At 38.5% G+C, this 19,245-nt stretch carries 14 protein-coding genes; 5 read left to right on the forward strand and 9 right to left on the reverse strand.

Features of this window, described 5'->3' with window-relative positions; genetic code table 11:
• Nucleotides 1-25: 25 nt before the first annotated feature.
• From KO505_RS04575 to KO505_RS04600, 6 genes are all read right to left on the reverse strand, one after another.
• On the reverse strand, nucleotides 26-847 hold the full coding sequence (locus tag KO505_RS04575) for a substrate-binding periplasmic protein (RefSeq protein WP_371819951.1): 822 nt from the start codon (nucleotides 845-847) through the stop codon (nucleotides 26-28).
• Nucleotides 834-2,096, reverse strand: coding sequence for a GGDEF domain-containing protein (locus KO505_RS04580; protein WP_252731641.1), 1,263 nt, complete (start codon nucleotides 2,094-2,096; stop codon nucleotides 834-836). The genes KO505_RS04575 and KO505_RS04580 overlap by 14 nt, the downstream gene beginning before the upstream one ends.
• A 200-nt stretch (nucleotides 2,097-2,296) precedes the next feature.
• Nucleotides 2,297-3,508, reverse strand: a complete 1,212-nt coding sequence (locus tag KO505_RS04585; RefSeq protein WP_216054265.1) for a type III PLP-dependent enzyme — start codon at nucleotides 3,506-3,508, stop codon at nucleotides 2,297-2,299.
• Between the two features lie 523 nt (nucleotides 3,509-4,031).
• The gene (locus tag KO505_RS04590; protein WP_216054266.1) at nucleotides 4,032-5,135 is read right to left on the reverse strand and encodes a family 16 glycosylhydrolase; all 1,104 of its coding nucleotides are present in this window, start codon (nucleotides 5,133-5,135) and stop codon (nucleotides 4,032-4,034) included.
• A 70-nt stretch (nucleotides 5,136-5,205) separates the two neighbouring features.
• Complete coding sequence (locus tag KO505_RS04595) at nucleotides 5,206-7,770, reverse strand: exo 1,3/1,4-beta-D-glucan glucohydrolase (protein WP_216054267.1); 2,565 nt, start codon at nucleotides 7,768-7,770, stop codon at nucleotides 5,206-5,208.
• Nucleotides 7,771-7,793: 23 nt separating this feature from the next.
• On the reverse strand, nucleotides 7,794-9,047 hold the full coding sequence (locus KO505_RS04600; protein WP_216054268.1) for a sugar MFS transporter: 1,254 nt from the start codon (nucleotides 9,045-9,047) through the stop codon (nucleotides 7,794-7,796).
• Nucleotides 9,048-9,303: 256 nt separating this feature from the next.
• Here KO505_RS04600 and KO505_RS04605 point away from each other — a divergent pair, with 256 nt between their 5' ends.
• The 3 genes from KO505_RS04605 to KO505_RS04615 all read left to right on the forward strand — a co-directional run bounded on the left by KO505_RS04605 (nucleotide 9,304) and on the right by KO505_RS04615 (nucleotide 13,377).
• A complete protein-coding gene (locus tag KO505_RS04605; RefSeq protein ID WP_216054269.1) occupies nucleotides 9,304-10,638 on the forward strand; it encodes a GH1 family beta-glucosidase in 1,335 nt (444 codons plus the stop codon).
• Nucleotides 10,639-10,714: 76 nt separating this feature from the next.
• Nucleotides 10,715-12,247, forward strand: coding sequence for an MFS transporter (locus KO505_RS04610; RefSeq protein WP_216054270.1), 1,533 nt, complete (start codon nucleotides 10,715-10,717; stop codon nucleotides 12,245-12,247).
• Nucleotides 12,248-12,378: 131 nt separating this feature from the next.
• Nucleotides 12,379-13,377 carry a LacI family DNA-binding transcriptional regulator gene (locus tag KO505_RS04615; RefSeq protein ID WP_216054271.1) on the forward strand — a complete coding sequence of 333 codons (999 nt, stop codon included), beginning with the start codon at nucleotides 12,379-12,381 and terminating at the stop codon, nucleotides 13,375-13,377.
• A 21-nt stretch (nucleotides 13,378-13,398) separates the two neighbouring features.
• Here KO505_RS04615 and KO505_RS04620 read toward each other — a convergent pair whose 3' ends face one another.
• The 3 genes from KO505_RS04620 to KO505_RS04630 form a co-directional block, all read right to left on the reverse strand.
• Nucleotides 13,399-14,319: a prolyl oligopeptidase family serine peptidase gene (locus KO505_RS04620; RefSeq protein WP_216054272.1), complete on the reverse strand. Its 921-nt coding sequence runs from the start codon at nucleotides 14,317-14,319 to the stop codon at nucleotides 13,399-13,401.
• A gap of 13 nt (nucleotides 14,320-14,332) precedes the next feature.
• A complete protein-coding gene (locus KO505_RS04625) occupies nucleotides 14,333-15,217 on the reverse strand; it encodes a sugar phosphate isomerase/epimerase (RefSeq protein ID WP_216054273.1) in 885 nt (294 codons plus the stop codon).
• 94 nt (nucleotides 15,218-15,311) lie between these two features.
• Nucleotides 15,312-16,874 carry a sugar porter family MFS transporter gene (locus KO505_RS04630; RefSeq protein WP_216054274.1) on the reverse strand — a complete coding sequence of 521 codons (1,563 nt, stop codon included), beginning with the start codon at nucleotides 16,872-16,874 and terminating at the stop codon, nucleotides 15,312-15,314.
• A gap of 212 nt (nucleotides 16,875-17,086) precedes the next feature.
• Between KO505_RS04630 and KO505_RS04635 the strand changes: the two genes are divergently transcribed.
• Nucleotides 17,087-17,764 (forward strand): response regulator transcription factor, encoded by a 678-nt coding sequence (locus tag KO505_RS04635; protein ID WP_216054275.1) that lies wholly within the window; start codon nucleotides 17,087-17,089, stop codon nucleotides 17,762-17,764.
• Nucleotides 17,761-19,179, forward strand: coding sequence for a HAMP domain-containing sensor histidine kinase (locus KO505_RS04640; protein WP_216054276.1), 1,419 nt, complete (start codon nucleotides 17,761-17,763; stop codon nucleotides 19,177-19,179). Before KO505_RS04635 ends, KO505_RS04640 begins: the two co-directional genes overlap by 4 nt.
• The last annotated feature ends 66 nt before the right edge of the window (nucleotides 19,180-19,245 follow it).

Genomic DNA, 19,245 nt, shown 5'->3' on the forward strand with positions numbered 1-19,245 from the left:
TAAAGCTTCAATCAAAACGCAAACATTAAAGTGAGACATTATACTTTTTAAGTAATAACTGTTCTTTTTCCCCTTTTAAAGAGACACGTCCTTGCTCCCATATAGTAATTAATTTCTGTCTTTTCTCAGCTGGGATGGTTTTCGAGAAAATGGGATATTCTATTAACTTTTTTTCCAACCCTGGACGTACTATTTTTAACTCATGGTTTAAATTTAACTGATTTAACACATGCTGCAGTACAAGCTCATTGTCAGCGTACACATCCACTCTATTTTCTTTGATCATGCGGAATATACGTTCAATCACATCATCATTTCCAGCAATCACTTCAACCATAGACGCGTTATTAGGATCGTCGATAAAACCTTGATAATCAGCACTCATTGAACTGTAATCCCAACCGGGCCCCGTTGCGATGCGTTTACCCTTTATAGATTGGATGCCTTGATAACGCCAGCCGTCTGCTTTTCTAACGACAAAGGCTGATTTATAAGCAAATGTTTCTTGTGCAGCAAAGTCAAATAACTGCTCTGCACTGTCTGAAATTAAGTACTCAGGCAACATATCACATGTTCCATCAGCAACCATTTCTAACCCTCTTGCTAATGGAACTTCATAATACTTTATGGTGTAACCTTGGGCTGTGTATATTTGTTCAACCATATCGATTATGACACCACGACGAGATGACGTTGCAGTGGGAAAGATGGTCATTGGTGCCCATTGGTCATAACAAACTTTTAGCGTTGTAGCATGAGCGGTATTAAATAGCGTACCTATAACAAATAGCGCAGTGATAAATAAGGCGTTTGCTTTTTTACGACAAGCTCGTCTAGTTCTCCACACAATTTCGCCCCTTATCTTTGGCACCATACAGTTTTAAATCGGCACGTTTAAATAAATCACCAATAGATTGTTCTTCAAGATAAGAAGTTTCAACGCCAATACTGACGGTATAGTTAACTTGTTTACCTTCAACATCCAATATTGAACGAGCAACCTCAGCCCGTATTTTCTCGGCGATATTGAGCGCATCTTTTTCATCAGTATCAGGTAGATATATTGCAAACTCTTCACCGCCAACACGGCCAATTAGGTCTGATTTTCTTACCAAGGTTTGTATAGTACTAGTGAAATGAACAAGCACTTGATCACCAATAAAGTGACCATAGGTGTCATTAATGGATTTAAATAAATCTAAATCCATTAATACAAACGATGCTGGAGATTTTTGTCGCTGGGAAAGAGTTAGTAAGTGCTGAGCCGTTTCAAAAAAGCTGCCACGATTTAACACCTTTGTTAGCGAATCTCTGGTTGCTAACTCTTTTAGTTTTTCATTGGAAACTTGCAATGCAGCCGTTCGTTTAGCAACCGCATCTTCTAACCATGCCCGTTTAGCTTGTTCGTCTTCCAATAGTTGTACTTGATCAGCTTCTATAGCCGAAAGCATATTATTCATATGTTCCTGCAGTTGCCTTATTTCGTTATTTTCAATATCAGGCAGCGCAATCCGTTTACTTATATCTTGACTCATCTGAACGTCATTAACTTGAGACATTAATCCTTTTAGTGGCGTCGCAAGATAGCGATTAAACGCCCAAATAAATAACCAAAACAAAATAGTTAACTTTAAGAAAGCGGTCATAATAATCAATGAAAAGCCAAACAATACGCGGTCTAATACTATTTCAGATGATGAATACAGAACCAAAGAACCAAGAAAAATACGGTCGCCGTTTACCCCCCAACTCAACTCTGTTTTGCTATCAAAAGTAGATAGAGGCACTGCAGATGGCGAGTAAGCTCGTTTCGAAAAAATGTTTTCACCATCCTTATCAAACACATCTACCCCAACGATGATTGGCATTTTTATTAACCCTTCAATTAATACATCTAATTGAGCTTGATTGTATTGCCATAAACTGGATGAGATTGGTCCTCGAACGGTTTCTTCGAGCTGTTTTAACTCACTTGAGATGGAGTCTTGGGTTTTAAGGTATTCTGTTAAAAACTGTGTACAAGTTATTAAGCAAGTTACGCCTAGGTAAATAGAAAAAATAACGCGTAACATTTTTTGAGAGAGATTGTTTGGCATCGAAGAACTTGCAAACATTAAAACGGATACTTCTCAGAAACTTCAAATTAATATGAATCTTAGAGTAGTAATGGCTTTAATGGAACCGTTTTCAGCAAAGTGACTAAAAGTTTATTAAATATACAGTGCGGACAAATAAAAAAGCCGCCTTTAGTCAGGCGGCTGTTAACACTATGGGTAATTAAGACTTAGCTTTACGCTTATGCACTAATGGAAGCAAACATTGTCTCTTCGCCAACAACGATTACTTCTGCTTTTTTAAAGAAGTTAAAATCTGTTGCGGTGCACGAACAATATGCGCCCATCATAGTACTGACAATCAGATCACCATTGTTTAACTTTGGCAACATGATGTTATCGGTGATCACGTCTATGCTGTCACAGGTTGGCCCTGCCAACACACTTGAATAAACATCGTCTGATTGAATTAGGCTTTTGGTTTGGTATTTTGCTTCATCAAACATCAAACCACTAAACGAACCATAAATACCATCATCTAAATAATACCAAGTTTGTTCATTACGTTCAGCCTGACCCATCACCGCAGCAATATTGGTAACTGATGGAGCCACTAAAAAACGTCCTGGTTCAGCAATCACACGTACAGTCTCAGGTAATTGTGTTAACGCGTCTCTTATTGGCGCGCAAAATACATTTATTGGCAATACGTCCGGAGTGTAATGTACCGGAAAACCGCCTCCAATATCTAACGTACTTAACGCTGGTAAACCAGCATCTGTGACTTGTTTCATTATTTCATTGCAACGTAATATGGCTAATGAATACTTTTCACCAGAACGCGTTTGCGAACCAACATGGAACGACAAACCTTTAATGCGAATACCTAATTCAAAGGCATAATTAATTAGCTCAAGGGCTTGCTCTGGTTTACAGCCAAACTTTTTAGATAGGTCTGCCAAGACATCCGCATTTGGAAAACTGACACGTAACAACAACTCAACCTGATCTTTATAAGGTATAAACTTCTCTAACTCATTGGCATTGTCCACAACAAACACGTTACAGCCATAACGTAATGCATGCTGGATATCACTATCACGTTTAATTGGGTGTGTTTGGATAGTTCGTTCACTTGGCACGCCAACGGATTGCACTAAATCAACTTCGCCGTTTGTTGCTAAATCAAAGTAGGCACCTTCAGCTAATAAGGTTTTTACTACAGCAGGATGCGGTAAAGGTTTAAGTGCATAATGTAATTCGACGTTTGGCAATGCATCTTGTAATGCACGATATTGATGACGTACTACATTACAATCTAACACCATTAATGGGGTGCCGTATTGAGATACCAAAGCGTCAACTGTGCTGTTGCTTAATGATGCTGCAATGTCACCATTAATAGGTGAAACAATGGTTGAGGTTAAGTTCGTTTCTAAGTTTGTAACAGACATTGCAATTTCTCCAGCCGTCTTTATAAGCTATATAACCAATTAAGGTTTGAGCGAGTTAAAATATACTTAAACATTCAAATTCACTCTTGGATAGTTGCTCTATTGCCTGGCCGCCTTTGCGATGTACTTGGATTGGCTATCAACAAGAAGTGGCGGGATAATAAATAAATTTTGACGTAATGCAAACTTTTTATTACTCAAAAAATAGCACGATTCGTACTGTATTCTTCATTAAAACACACTAACCCAACACAGTAAATTAACATTAAAAATCAACCACTTATAAAACCAAACAGTACACAACAACGATAAACTACAAAGCTATACCAAGTGAATGTAGTGTAAAAATGCCTAATCAAAATATTTTTATCGTGGGAATTTAAATTTTTTATTGAACAACAATATGAGGGAAAATTGGGGCTGTATTATCAGACTAAAACACAAATTCACGGTCATGTTCAATTGTGCTTTAGCCTGTTGTATTTATTAAATCTTATATATTATTTAACCTGAGTTGTATCAATTACAACTCAGGTTGTGGCGCGCCTACCACTAACTTAGCCGCAGGATCTATCGCAGCACAGCCTTTGCCTGTTTCTACATTGGTAGAGCACTGGTAAACACGTACATAATCAATTTCAAACACTTGTGGAAAGACCGACTCATCTATGCCTTTTTCGTTGACATTGCCAGCCCAATTACCGCCAACCGCAAAATTTAATATCAGGTGAAAGTTTTGGTCGAACGGAGCAGCCCCTTCACCATTCACTAACTTGCCGTCTTTCATATATTGGGTATACCAGCTGTCACTGGTTTGAGTGGCGTAATGGATATCGTCTATGTACCAGCGTATCTCGCCCTCTTCCCATTCTACGGCATACTCATGGAAGTCATCTGCTGGGTTATCATTATTTTGTAGGTGAGTGTACGTGCCTGTATAAACGTTTTCAGGAGCCTTCCTGCCATAATGCAAAGTTCCGTGAACACGTCCTTCCGGAAAACCTGCATAACTCGGTTCGTCAGACTCAGCCTTTAAGTTAACCACTTCCATAATATCTAACTCACCAGAACCCGCCCAACCGCCATAAACCCAGTCGGTTGGTAACATCCAAATCGCGGGCCATGTGCCTTGCCCGTATGGCAGTTTTGCACTGATTTCAAAACGACCGTATTTCCAATCACCTTTGTATTTGGTTCTTAATCTTGCTGATGTATATGGTTGCGTGCGAGTATTTTCCACGGAGTAATTGGGGTCATCGTCTAGTAATGCTGGCCCCGTAAAACTCTCTTTTAACGCGGCAATCGTGAGAACACCATCCTTAATATACGCATTATCGCTGCGGTTGGTATAACATTGTTTTTCGTCATTACCACCACCAAAACAATTGATTTCAAATCCCCATTTGTTTAGGTCGATCTCTGGGTTTTCAAATTCATCTTGCCACACTAAGTTCCAGTTTTCATTTACTTGTATTTTGTCTTGTACTGGTACATCTGGAATTTGCTTCTGCGCTGTTACTTGCTCTGGAGTAACTTCAACTTGTTGTTCAGAAGTATTATTACTGCCACAAGCCGACAACACAGCGATAAACAAACCAGATAACGTAATATTTATTTTCTTATTCATAATCTTTCCAAAAAAAATGGAAGCTAGGCTTCCATTTCTATCATTAACAATGACATTAAATTTTTATGTTTTACTGACAGCTAATTGTCGCTTGAGCCGCTGTATTTGGCTCAAACTTAACTTCAGCTAAACTTAATTTAAGTTTACCTTTTGACGATAATTCAAACGGTACCACTAGGTCAGCCATTCGAATTCCCGTATTCGCGTAACAAGCCATATCAATTGAAATGGATTGCCATTCGTTTATCGGTAAAGCGTTTAACTGTGAGGTAATATCAATACTCGAACCACAACTGCCTTGCGTATCACCTTCACTTGCACAGCTCATCGCTAAAGAGACTTTTGCAGCGGGCTTTTCAGATAATTTAATTTGGAAATGTAACGCCGACTTCACTTCTAAATCAGAACGTAAGTCTTCTCTAAAGTGACTCTTACTTGCGATACGTAAACCAGCACGTTCGCTGCCATCTAACGTTATTTGACGTGCGTCTTCTTGTACCACTTTATCAACCGTGCGATAAGCTAATGCACCAATTGAATGAGTGTTAGAATTAACTTCCATTTCTTTATCACCAGAGAATAACCATAACAACCAAGGTTTTTGCATAGAACCATTAAATAATGTTCTAGTCGTTACTTTAGATAAGTCACGCTCTACCGTTTCGTTTAATGCATCACTTAATACGTTTTCGTCACCATAAGTTAATCCGAAGCCATAAGGCAATAATGGATCATAGTTTTCATCAAAACGGTTTATTACCGCTTGGTCTGGAGATTTTGGCCAAGTGTAAGATAATTTACCTTTGAAGTTATTCTGAATAGAACCATCGGCATTCGTTAAAATAACATCAGCAACACCTTGACCTTCAGAACCTGGTAACCATGCAGCGACAAACGCATCACTGGCGTTTAACTCGGCATTAACCCACATTGGACGACCAGATAAAAAGATTGAAACCACTGGAATACCTTGCGCTTTCAGTTTTTTCAACAAGGCTAAATCTGTTTTTTCACCACGTTGGTAGTCTAAGTTTTCACGATCGCCGTGGCCTTCCGCATAAGGGTCTTCACCAAATACCACAACCGCAACATCTGGTTTAGTGCTAAATGAACCATCTTCACTCAATGTCACTTTACCGCCAGCTGCTTTAACTTGATCTGCGATGCCTTGATAAATTGATGTGCCACCAGGGAAGTCTGCATTGGTGTTATTTGTACCTTGCCATGTAATTGACCAACCACCTGACTGTTTACCAATATTATCAGCGCCGTTACCCGCAACTAAAATATGGCCGGTAGGTTTAATCGGTAATACATTTTTATTTTTTAACAATACCAAAGACTCTTGTACAGCTTGTCGTGCAACTTCACGATGTGCTTTTGCGCCAATCAATTCTAACTTACCAGAGAATTGACGTTTAGCGGGACTTGGTTTATTAAACAAGTCAGCACGTAATTTCACACGTAAAATACGCGCAACCGCATCATCAATACGGCTCATTTTGATCACGCCGTCTTTAACTTGTTGCACTGTATTTTCATATAACGGTTTCCATGCGCCGGTAGGTACCATGAAAATATCTAAACCGGCATTAACCGCTTGTGGGCAATTATCATTAGTACAATCTTTGACTTGTCCGTGTCCATTCCAGTCACCAACCACAAAACCATCAAAACCCATTTGGTCTTTAAGCACATTAGTTAATAAGTATTTATTTCCATGAATTTTGTCGCCATGCCAGCTATTAAAAGATGCCATTACCGATTGAGCACCTGCAGACAAACCACCAACATAACCTTGTGCATGAATGTCAAATAAGTCTTGCTCAGACGCTATATTATCGCCCTGATCATCACCCTTTTCGGTGCCACCGTCGCCAACAAAGTGTTTAACAGTACTGATAACTCGGTCGTTACTTAAAAAGTCTTTATCTGCGTGTCCTTGTAACCCTTTTACAATTGACGCTGCGTAACTGCGAACGATCTCTGGATCTTCCGAGTAACCTTCATAAGTTCGGCCCCAACGATCATCACGTACAACCGCGACCGTAGGCGCAAATACCCAGTCAATACCAGTAACCATGACTTCCGTAGCTGTTACGTTTGCTATTTTTTCAATTAAATCCGGATTGTTCGCAGCACCCAAACCAATATTATGAGGGAATAACGTCGCACCAATAACATTGTTATGTCCATGAACCGCATCGGTGCCCCAAATTGTTGGGATGTTAGAACCATCAACACTGTCATCAACAGACGCTTGATATAGATCTTCTGCTAATTTAATCCAATCCGCAGGTGTTGAATGTTTGTTGTTATTTGGAAATGCACCGCCACCATTGAGGTAAGAACCAAAACCGTATTTACGCATATCTTCAACCGTAATATCACGGATTTCAGGTTGGATCATTTGAGCCACTTTTTGCTCAAGTGTCATGGTTGACATGATTTCAACAATTTTACGTTCGATTTTGTCGTCTTTTTTTACAGCAATATCTAATACAGGCCATATTTTAGAAGCATCTTTAGCAGCTGAAGAGTCCATATCTGCAGATTTATCGGCCCCACACGCGGCAACCGTCATCGCCATAAAAGATGCAATAATGGATTTATGGTTAATTATTGTATTTTTCATTTTTATAATTCTCATCTTTTTTCTTAAACTGAAACTGATTCTGGTTTGCTACCAATTAAGCCGTAATACACGATATAACCGTAACAAATGATTGGTAAGGCAAAAGAAAGTTGAATGCCTATCGTGTCTGCAAGTAAACCTTGAGCTAAAGGCACGATTGCACCACCAACAATAGCCAAACACAAAACGCCTGAACCTTGGCTTGTATGTTTACCTAATCCATTTAAGGCAAGGCTAAAAATAGTTGGGAACATGATTGAGTTACACAAACCCACTAATAGAATTGACCACATTGCCACCGTGCCAGAAGTTAAAATAGCTAACCCAATTAATACTGCAGCAGCCCCACCATTAAATGCCAACACTTTACCCGCAGCAATTTTTTGCATGACAGCAGCACCTATGAAACGACCAACCATAGCCCCACCCCAGTAATAAGTAAGGTATTTAGCCGCTTCCGCTTCTTCCAATCCTGCAATATTTTCTTCACCAAAGAAGCTAACTAAGAAACTACCGATAGATACTTCAGCGCCTACATAAACAAAAATACCAAGGGCACCTAAAACTAAATGACGATATTGCCAAGCTGATCCTTCAACTTCTTCACCTTCTTCAACTTCCGCTTCTGATAAATGAGGTAATTTTAAATAAGCAAAAATAGCCGCTAAAACTAATAACATGGCGGTTAATACAAGATAAGGAATTTGCACTGACTCAGCCGTATCAGCTTTAGCTACTTGTGACGTTGCTTCACTTAAAATGAATAACGCCCCCAAATATGGTGCTACTGTTGTGCCGAAAGAATTAAATGCTTGAGTCATCGTCAGACGAGAAGACGCCGTTTCTGTAGGCCCTAACAAAGTGACATAAGGGTTAGCAGATACTTGTAATAATGTGATACCACTGGCTAATACAAATAACGCCCCTAAAAATAGCGGGTAACTATGCACAGCGGCGGCTGGATAAAATAATAAACAACCTAAGGCCGCGATGACTAACCCAATTACAATCCCCTTTTGATAACCCATTTTTTTTACTAATGAGCCTGCTGGTAATGACACTAAAAAATAAGCACCAAAAAAACAGAACTGAATTAACATGGATTGGGTGTAATTAAGGTCAAAGACCCCTTTTAAATGCGGTATTAAAATATCGTTCAAGCAGGTAATAAAGCCCCACATGAAAAATAAAGTCGTTAATGACGTTAACGCAAAATTATAATTTTTGCCGTCATCAAGTGTGTTGTGTGTAACTGTTGAATGACCAGACGCTGCCATGGTGTTCCCCTTGTGATTAATTTTTATTATTTTTAAGCGTATACATAGCCAGTGTTACAAAAATATACAATCAGTTTCAAAATCATTATTGACCTTTGAACAATTACTATTTACTCTAACTTGAATTGTAAGCGCTTTCATTTTTTTCCATTAGAAAGGTTTATATATATTTTTTCAAGTGTTTTGTAAGCGCTTTCTATTTGAAAGTGAAAATAATTAATCGCACGGAATAAACAAAAACTGAGTTAGAGCTATTATGACCGCAATTAAGTTACCTAAAGATTCAAAAATGTTGTCGCCAAAGTTTACTTTTGGTGTTGCAACCGCATCCTTCCAGATAGAAGGTGGTGTAGAAGATAGACTGCCATGTATATGGGATACCTTCTGCGCAACTGACGGTAAAATTGCCGATAACTCTGACGGTAAAACCGCGTGTGATCATTATAATTTATGGCAACAAGACATTGATTTAATCGAATCACTTTCCGTTGATGCTTATCGTTTATCAATTTCATGGCCGCGTGTAATAACGCTTGATGGTCAGTTAAACCCTAAAGGCGTAAAGTTTTATACTGATTTATTAGATGGATTAAATGCGAAAGGCATTAAAACCTTTGTCACTCTGTACCATTGGGACTTACCACAACACTTAGAAGATCAAGGTGGTTGGTTAAATCGTGATACGGCTTATAAATATGCAGAATACGTTGATTTAATTACACAAGCGTTAGGTAATAGAGTGCATTCTTACGCCACGTTTAACGAACCATTTTGCAGTGCGTTTTTAGGATACGAAATTGGCGTTCATGCCCCTGGTGTCGTCGGTAAAGAATTTGGGCGTAAAGCCGCTCATCATATCTTATTAGCACATGGTCTGGGCATGAAAGTGCTACAGAAAAACAGCCCTGATAGTCTGAACGGTATTGTGCTTAACTTTACCCCTTGTTATCCATCTACTGATTCTGATGCTGACAAGTTAGCGGCGGACTATGCAGACCAATACATTAATCAATGGTACATCAAGCCACTGTTTGATGCTTCATACCCTAAAATGATTGATGAATTAGATGAAAATTGTAAACCTGAAATACTTGATGGTGACATGGATATCATCGCGCAACCGTTAGATTTCCTTGGCGTAAATTACTACACACGACTTACCTATAGTGCGCCTTCACAAGCAGGCGAGTTTTATACTGAACTCGAACATTTATATCCACGTACAGACATAGGTTGGGAAATTTACCCTAAAGCATTAACTGAATTATTAGTGTCGTTAAATACTCAATATAAGTTACCACCTGTGTATATCGCAGAAAATGGGGCGGCGATGCCGGATAAAATGGAAGATGGTGTCATCAACGACTTAGATAGAATAGATTACTATCATAAACACCTTAATGCGGTAAACGACGCTATTGAGCAAGGTGTCGATATTCAAGGGTATTTTGCTTGGAGTTTAATGGATAACTTTGAATGGGCAGAAGGTTACTTAAAACGCTTTGGCATTGTCCGTGTTAATTATGTAACACAACAACGTACTATTAAAAATAGTGGCCACGCCTATAAAGCGTTAATCAGTCAGCGTTAATAATCAACATCAATAAGGCCTTTTAAAAGGCCTTATTTTTAATTTAAAATTACAAAAATAACAATAAGAATCAATCATGACAAAATTACCGTTTTACGAAAAAGTAGGGTATGCATTTGGGGATGCTGCAGCAAATTTAGTCTGGCGCGGCGCGTTAGCTTATTTAGCTGTATTTTATACGGATACCTTTGGTTTAACTGCCGCAGCTGCAGCCATGTTGTTCTTGGTAGTGCGACTGTCTGATGGTATCACCGATATTATCATGGGGATGATTGCCGACAGAACCGATACCAAATGGGGTAAGTTTAGACCATGGATAATATGGTCAACACCATTTTTGGGGTTGTTTATGGTGTTAATCTTCACTACGCCAGATTTAAGTGAAGGCGGTAAATTAGCATACGCATACTTCACTTACATCGGCCTAACTTTAGCTTATACCGTTAACAATGTGCCTTATTCTGCATTAATGGGTGTGATGACCGATGACGATCAAGAACGTACAAGCTTATCTGGTTTTCGATTTGCAGGGGCATTTATCGGTGGCTTAATTGTCATGGGATTCACCCCTAAATTAGTGGCTATGTTAGGTGCCGGTGATGATGTTATGGGTTACCAATATACCATGTACGTATTTGCGGCAGCCTTAATGGTGTTAATGTTTATCAGTTTTGCTACGACCAAAGAACGTATTTCACCACCGGTTGCAGCTGATACCGATTTAAAGTCTGAAATATCTGATTTAGTTAAAAATTTACCTTTTATTATTCTCCCTCTGCTTGCGATGACTTTGTTTTTCTATTATCGCGAACTATACAGCGGACTCTTTTTTGCCGTTGTTATGACAGGTATGTGGCTAGCCATTAAAAAACTACTGAATAATACACCAGAAGATTTAACCGGTACTCAGCGTGATATGGTTGACCTTTTAACCAATAAACCTTGGTTGATACTGTTAGGCATGGGCTTTTTAACCATGATGTTTAATGGCATAAAATATGGTGTTATTGCGTATTACTTTAAGTATTTTATTGGTGATGAGCTGATGGCGGGGCAATATTTTGTCGGACTGTTAGTGGTTTCAATCATTGGCGCATTATGCACCAGTCCCCTGTCTAAATGGTTAGGCCGTAAAAATCTATTTATCCTTTCATTGATACTCAGTGGTTTATTTACCGGCGCTTTATTTTGGGCACCTCAAGGTGATGCCACTTATGTATTTATCGTTGGTTGTAGTGCTGAATTTTTTGCCGCTATCATGCCGACCTTATTCTTTTCAATGTTAGGCGATTCAGCTGATTATTCTGAGTGGAAAAATGGCCGTAGAGCGACAGGATTAATCTATTCTGCCGGTACTTTTGTGCAAAAAACCGGTGGCGGGTTTGCCGGAGCTTTGGTGCTTATCGTATTAGCTGGTTATGGTTACGATGGTATGGATAAAGCCACCATTGAAAATGCCTTACCTGGAATGAAATTACTAATGAGTTGGATCCCAGCAGCCTTTAGCTTTGCCGCCGCGGCGTTAATGATGTTATACCCATTAACAGATGCTAAACAGCAACAAATGGGCGCAGAGTTAATTCAACGCCGTTTAGATAATCCAAGTTAATTGTATAATAATTAACGACTTAAACATGATTCTGTTAATGCCAATTAATTCAATTGGTATTAACATAGTTAAGCGTTAAACTGATGAAAATTTTCAATCGTAAACCAAATTTAATCCAGTAAAGGGGCACAATGGCTACCATATACCAAGTTTCAGATCTTGCAGGCGTTTCATTAGCAACGGTTTCCCGTGTAATGAACAACAACGCTAAAGTAAGTGATAAAACCAAACAAAAAGTATTGGATGCCATGAAAGAACTGGGTTATCGCCCAAATGCCACAGCCCGTTCACTTGCATCAAACCGCAGTGACAGTGTTGGGCTTCTCGTTCCTGAATTGCACGGTCCATTCTTTGGACAAATGATGGGGGGAACCGAATCAGAATTACGTGATGCTGGAAAACACGTCATTATCACCACAGGACACAGTGACGTTGATAAAGAAGTCGATGGTATCGAATTTCTATTAAGTCGAAATTGTGATGCCTTAATTTTACATGTCGAAGCGGTATCTGATGAATATCTAATTGAATTACACAAAGGCAAAGTGCCTATTGTCATCATCAATCGTTATATCGAAGAAATGGCCGATAGATGTATTACACTGGATAATGCCCTAGGTGGTTATTTAATAACAAAGTCGGTATTAGAAAAAGGCCATCGTGAAATAGCTTATATTTCTGGACCTAAATGGAAAGATGACTCTAATCAACGAATTAAAGGCCATAAAAAAGCATTGGAAGAATTTAATGTGCCGTTTAACGAACAACTCATGTACCAAGGCGACTTTACCCAAACCGGTGGTTGTGACGGCTTAACTAGCTTATTAGACGCTGGCATTCCTTTTACAGCGTTAGTGTGTGGCAACGACGAAATGGCGTCTGGTGTTCTGGCAACCGCTCGTCAAAAAGGCATGGATGTGCCAAAAGAATTGTCGGTAACTGGATTCGATAATATTATTTACGCCAGTTTATTATTCCCTACCCTAACCACCATTGACTATCCTATTCGACAAATGGGTCATATGGCCGCAAAGTTAGTATTAAAAGAAGTTTACGATAAGAAAAAGCTAGAGATCCGTCACCAATTTATCCCTAAACTAGTTGAACGGAACTCAGCTATTATAGTTTGATATCAAACGAGTTTTAGCGTTTTACTTACCTATTTTGTGGTTTAACAGCCAAGTATAAATATCATCACCAGAATAAACCCGCGTCCAAGTATCGTGACCCAAGTCCTCGTGTACTGTGAATCTCACATCAGGATGACCTAACTGTTCTAACGTATTTAAACCATGATAAAAACGTTCAACCACTACAGCTGAGTCTCTACCACCCGCAAATGCCCAAACGGGTAATTGCTGTTGAGCAATTGGTTCCATCAGACTTGGGTGCCCCCAACCAACGACAGGTGCAATAGCCGCAAACAATTTTGGATGTTTGCTGGCCATATACCAAGTGCCCACACCACCATAACTTAAACCAGTCAGATACACTCTATGATTATCAGTACGATAGTGTTGCTTAACATGTGTAAGCATATCTAATAAGTCTGTCTCAACTTGTTCCCACCCCATAGGAAATAAAGGGGCTTGTTCAGTCATATCAACGGCGATGGCCCCGGTGAGTTCTCCCGCTGTAACAAAAGCGGAAGGCCTTTCTGGAACGCCATCATTTAACCGGACTGGAATACTGTCGTCAGTACGTTGGTCGATATAACCAATACCCATTTTATCAAAGCCGAACATAGGTAACTGCGGCGATATTATAATAAAAGGCAAATCTTTTTTCTGAATCCAAGCTTCATATAAAGGGCCGTGTTTTAGTACATGCCCCAGTTGTTTTTTACCATCACCTCGTTCACCATTGCCATGTAAAAACAGCATTAAGGGCCACTGTTTGGTTTTGTCCGATGCATAACCTTTAGGTAAATAAACAAAGTAATCACGTTCAATGTTCTCAACTTTACTTTGGTAAGTTATTCGCTGTAACTGAGGTCCTGACACTGTTTGTTGTGCGTTATTGCAGCCTAATAAACACAACGCAGTAACAAGTAATATGACGAAACGGCACATATAGTATTTCCTATTATAATTGCTCAATTATTTTATCTAATCCCAATTTCGATTGAGCAACCGCTTCAATCGGCGACAATCCACCTGGGTATTCTTCCTGCTCGACGACTAACCACTTTGTGCCACCAACTTTTATATTAGTTTTAATTAGTTCTGCCCAATTGTAATTATCTTTTCCAATTATTGGCGTGACGTTATCGCCCTCTTTTGTTCGAATTTTAAAATGCGTTGTTAACGTTCTCCCTGCATATTTTTGAACGTATTCAATTGGATCTTTGCCTGCGTAATTAACCCAACCAATATCTAATTGCAGCAAAACCGATTCTGGCGTGTGTTGGGCAATATAATCCCAATAAGTAGCTCCTTGGTGATCATTAAACTCTTGGTCATGGTTGTGAAAACCAATTACTAGACCATAAGGTTTTACTTGCTCCGATAACTTAGTTAATTGTTTAGCCAATTCAATCACTCCGGTTGGATGCCAAGCTCGATCATCCCAAGGCACGATAACAAATTTAACCCCTAACTCTTGATAGAACGTTAATGTGGCATCTAGTTTAGATGCTGATAATTGTTCAAAACCAATATGAGCACCACTAGCTGATAACCCATTTTCAGTTAAAAATTCCTTTAACTGTTTAGCTTTATCCTTAAAAGGGCCAAAGTCACCGGCAAATTCAACCCCGTTAAAACCCATGTTAGCTAATAACTTAATAGTGCCTTTAAAATCAGCCTTAAGCTCTTCTTTTACAGACCAAAGTTGCACACTAATTGGTGGTATATAATTTGAGCCTTTATTCGATAAAAGGTCGCAACCGGCCAAAGAGATTAAAATAAAGAAGTTAATTAGCCAAAATAGACTCCTCTTTTTAGTGTTGTATTTATTTTTTATATTCATTGCTACTCTTCAATTATTTTTAACAAAACTTGATTAATAAAAAGCCAGCGGTAGCTGGCTTATCATATTTTTATATTTAACTTTTTAACGTGTATTAACTCGCCATTTCAGCTTCAATTTGTTCCAACGACTTACCTTTTGTTTCCGGGAATAACCGCACCACTAAAATCAAAGCGATGAAGGCGAACGCACCATAAATCAAAAAGGTAAAGGCCGAACCGAGCACTTCTAACTCCCATGGGAATACGAAAGTGACGGTAAAACTGACTATGCTATTGATCACACTGACAAAAGAGATTGCTATACCCCGAACATGATTTGGAAATATTTCGGAAAACATGACCCACATCACCGGACCTAAAGAAAACGCAAATGAAGCGACAAAACCTAAGATACCAAGCAGTATAACCGTAGCGTTCATAGTGGCTGCTAGTTTTAAAATGTCACCTTGGTGCGCACTAAAGGTTTGCTGACCAACTAACTTAACGATCGTTTGTTTAAATTCGACATCAGATTGATACGTTTTCCCCTGCACGTCCATTAACTTAGCTAATGATTGTTCTTTAACGACTAAACTTTCAATATCGTCTGCCGTCAGTTTGTAGGTGGCTTGTGAAAACCCGTAAGCACACAATGCCATGCTTAATGAAACCCCGGCTAATCCTATGGTTAACAAAGGTTTTCGACCTAGTTTATCAATTAGCATCATTGCCGCAATCGTAAACAATACATTAATAACCCCAACCAAAACCGCTTGGGCAAAGGCTGCATTGGTGCCCACGCCACTTTGTTCAAAAATACTTGGGGCATAAAAGAAAATGGCGTTGATACCTGTGATCTGTTGGGCGATGCCAACAATGATCCCTATGGTAATAGCAAACCGAATCTTAGAGTTAAATAGATATTTTAAGCTTGCCAACAATGAAGTGTCTTTATTTTCTAATGAGCGTTTAATTTGTTCAATGTCTTGTTGATAATCATGCTGTTCATCGTTTTCATTTAGCTGTTTTAGAACAGAAATAGCTTGGGTATCTTGTCCTTTTAATGCCAACCAACGGGGACTACGAGGCACATAAAACAATAAAATAAACCAAGCTAAGGCTGGTACTATTTCTAGGCCTAACATCCAACGCCAGGTATGAGTATCCAGTCCAATACCTGATACCCAACTTGCACTAGATTGACTTAGTTCCAGTACATAATAATTAGCAAAATAAGCGGCTGAAAAACCGATAACAATATTTAATTGGTTGATGGAAACCAATTTACCGCGTTTTTCCGGTTGGCTAATCTCCGCGATGTACATAGGCGCTATCATCAGTGAACAAAATGCTAACCCACCAATAAATCGAGCACTTACTAACATCCAATAACTAGTTGAAAATGCAGAGGCAACGGCAGATAACAAATATAACAATGCGATAACAATAAGTAGATTACGACGACCAAAACGGTCGGCTAAGATACCTGCAGTCACAGTCGCTATTATCGCACCTAAAGTAGGTGCACTGACGACAAAACCTTGTTCAATAGACGATAAGTCAAACTCTGTCACAATAAAGTTTAGGGTTCCAGAAATAACCGATGCATCGAAGCCAAAGATGAACCCACCTAAAGACACGATAATAGTGTAAATAATTGTTGGAGATATTTTCATTTTTTTTGTACTAAGTTACGTCATACTGTCGCTTACTTTACCATGCTATTAATTAATTGAAAGCGCTTACAATCAAAACTATTTTATTAAATTTAAAATAATTATTGATAGAATTTAACTGGATATTTAATCAACTTAAGCAAAAATTCAGTTAATCTTAAGTTTAACAAGTTAGTCTAGTTACCTTGCGTTAAATCTGATTTGGAAAACCATTGAAAGTACTCATTATTGAAGATTCAACGTCACTAAGACGCAGTCTAAAAATAGGCTTATCTAATTTAGGTTTCACTGTAGACGATACAGGTGATGGCTCTGAAGGTTTAACGATGGCGTTAACCGGTGACTATTCGCTGCTAATTTTGGATCTCATGTTGCCTAGCGTGGATGGTACTGCAATTTTAAAAGCCATACGTAAAGCTAAAAAAGATCTTAGGGTTTTAATTTTATCTGCACGAGATCTGATTGAAGATAAAGTCGAAGGGTTACTCAATGGTGCTGACGATTATCTCACCAAACCATTTTCATTTGATGAATTGCATGTACGTTTATTGTGCCTAATGCGACGCGGCAGTTTAAACATCAGCGATAGTAAAATTAACATTGGCGAGTTTAGTTTAGATCTACATTTAAAACAGCTTTATTGTAATAACAAAGACGCCAATTTAACCCCGAACGAATACAAAATTGTAGAATGTTTATTTTCCAATCAAGGCAAAGTAATTTCACCGGAAAAACTGAGTGAATACTTAGCTGGCCAATATGATTCCGTGGCCAAAAACTCATTGGAAGCGCATTTATCAAGTGCCAGAAAGAAAGTTCGATTGTTAGGCTGTGATTTACCCATTAAAACCAAACGAGGCTTCGGATATTTCGTCGAATCCAATCAATGAACTCAATTAAACTTAAGCTCAGTCGTTATTTAACCCTGTCCATTTCCACCTTATTGGTGATCATCTTATTACTTACGGACATAGGTGTAGATAACTGGATTAGTAATGAGTTTGATAGAGCCATGACCAGCAAGTCTGGTTTTTTGGTTACTTTAGTTGAAGAAGACTTAGATCAAGTAGAGTTTCATTTTGCCGATGAGTTTATGCCCGAATTTTCTGGCAACAATGACCCTGAATATTTTCAATTATGGCGAGATAACCAAGTTTTTGAGCGGTCTAAAACGTTGGAGTTGTTTGAGGAAAATCACTTACCCAAATTAGATGTCGAGTTGAATAAAGCAAAAATCACTAACATTACCCTGCCTGATGGTCGTTCAGGTAGATTGTACTTCACTAAGTTTAAACCACAGATTGACAGTGATGATAGGCAAGTTTTAGGTGGGCGAAAACAAGATTTTATTCATAACCAAAAAATCATGGAATTGGCCTATGCCATTAGTATCGAAGAGCTGGAGCAAATATTATGGTTTGTCGATATCATCTTTATTTTATCTTCATTAACCGTTGTCTTCGCAGTACGTTTGATAGTCTTTAAAGTGGTTAAAAAAGGGTTGTCACCACTTGAGAAGTTAAATACTGAATTAAAAAGCGTTAACTTAAACTCAAACAACAGCTCAATTTCAACCCATAATTTACCCATTGAATTAACCCCCATTGCTAATGGTATTAACCACTTTTTGAATGAAAATAAAATTCTCTATTCTCGTGAAAAAAGGATCACATCCGATATTGCTCATGAGTTAAAAACCCCGATAGCTGAATTACTCAATTTAACGGAAGTGTCGATTAAATTCCCCCACGAACAACAACTTAATAACGATTATAAAGCTGAAGTGCTTAGTATCTCCCAACGATTAAAAAACATAGTTAATGGCATCCTTCTGTTACAAAAAAGTACCAATGGCGCGCAATTAGCAAAAAAACAAGTCAATATTTCTCAGTTACTTAACCAAATCATTTTAAGAGAAAACATTAATAATCGGGTGATAAAACTTGATGTAAATCCACACATTACTGCACTCACTAACGACATAGCATTAGAAACCATACTGAGTAATTTAATCAGTAATGCCATTTTTTACAGTCCAGATAATTCGGATATATTCATTGCAAGTGCGCTGACCGATGATGGCAAAATAACACTGATGATTTCAAACATTAGTGTCTATCAATACGATGAAGTTGAGTTACAACATTTCTTTGAACCTCTTTGGCAAAAAGATTCATCCAGAACGTCATCCGATAGATACGGGTTAGGATTAGCCATTGTTAAATCTTATTGTGACAACATTGGCGTAGACGTTTCTGTTGCAATGAAATTAGGCAACACACTTACTTTTACTTTAACCATCTAAAATATTAGATCGTTGCCTTTTTATGGCTTAGTTTGAATGGTTTAGTTGAAAACAAACTAAATAGAA

Source organism: Psychrosphaera sp. F3M07 (genome assembly GCF_018860345.1).
Classification (GTDB): domain Bacteria; phylum Pseudomonadota; class Gammaproteobacteria; order Enterobacterales; family Alteromonadaceae; genus Psychrosphaera; species Psychrosphaera aquimarina.

Bases quoted from the DNA above. Each gene is read 5' to 3' on its own strand.
- KO505_RS04580 (WP_252731641.1), bottom strand. From the start codon at position 2,096: ATGCCAAACAATCTCTCTCAAAAAATGTTACGCGTTATTTTTTCTATT.
- KO505_RS04585 (WP_216054265.1), bottom strand. From the start codon at position 3,508: ATGTCTGTTACAAACTTAGAAACGAACTTAACCTCAACCATTGTTTCA.
- KO505_RS04590 (WP_216054266.1), bottom strand. From the start codon at position 5,135: ATGAATAAGAAAATAAATATTACGTTATCTGGTTTGTTTATCGCTGTG.
- KO505_RS04595 (WP_216054267.1), bottom strand. From the start codon at position 7,770: ATGAAAAATACAATAATTAACCATAAATCCATTATTGCATCTTTTATG.
- KO505_RS04600 (WP_216054268.1), bottom strand. From the start codon at position 9,047: ATGGCAGCGTCTGGTCATTCAACAGTTACACACAACACACTTGATGAC.
- KO505_RS04605 (WP_216054269.1), top strand. From the start codon at position 9,304: ATGACCGCAATTAAGTTACCTAAAGATTCAAAAATGTTGTCGCCAAAG.
- KO505_RS04610 (WP_216054270.1), top strand. From the start codon at position 10,715: ATGACAAAATTACCGTTTTACGAAAAAGTAGGGTATGCATTTGGGGAT.
- KO505_RS04615 (WP_216054271.1), top strand. From the start codon at position 12,379: ATGGCTACCATATACCAAGTTTCAGATCTTGCAGGCGTTTCATTAGCA.
- KO505_RS04620 (WP_216054272.1), bottom strand. From the start codon at position 14,319: ATGTGCCGTTTCGTCATATTACTTGTTACTGCGTTGTGTTTATTAGGC.
- KO505_RS04625 (WP_216054273.1), bottom strand. From the start codon at position 15,217: ATGAATATAAAAAATAAATACAACACTAAAAAGAGGAGTCTATTTTGG.
- KO505_RS04630 (WP_216054274.1), bottom strand. From the start codon at position 16,874: ATGAAAATATCTCCAACAATTATTTACACTATTATCGTGTCTTTAGGT.
- KO505_RS04640 (WP_216054276.1), top strand. From the start codon at position 17,761: ATGAACTCAATTAAACTTAAGCTCAGTCGTTATTTAACCCTGTCCATT.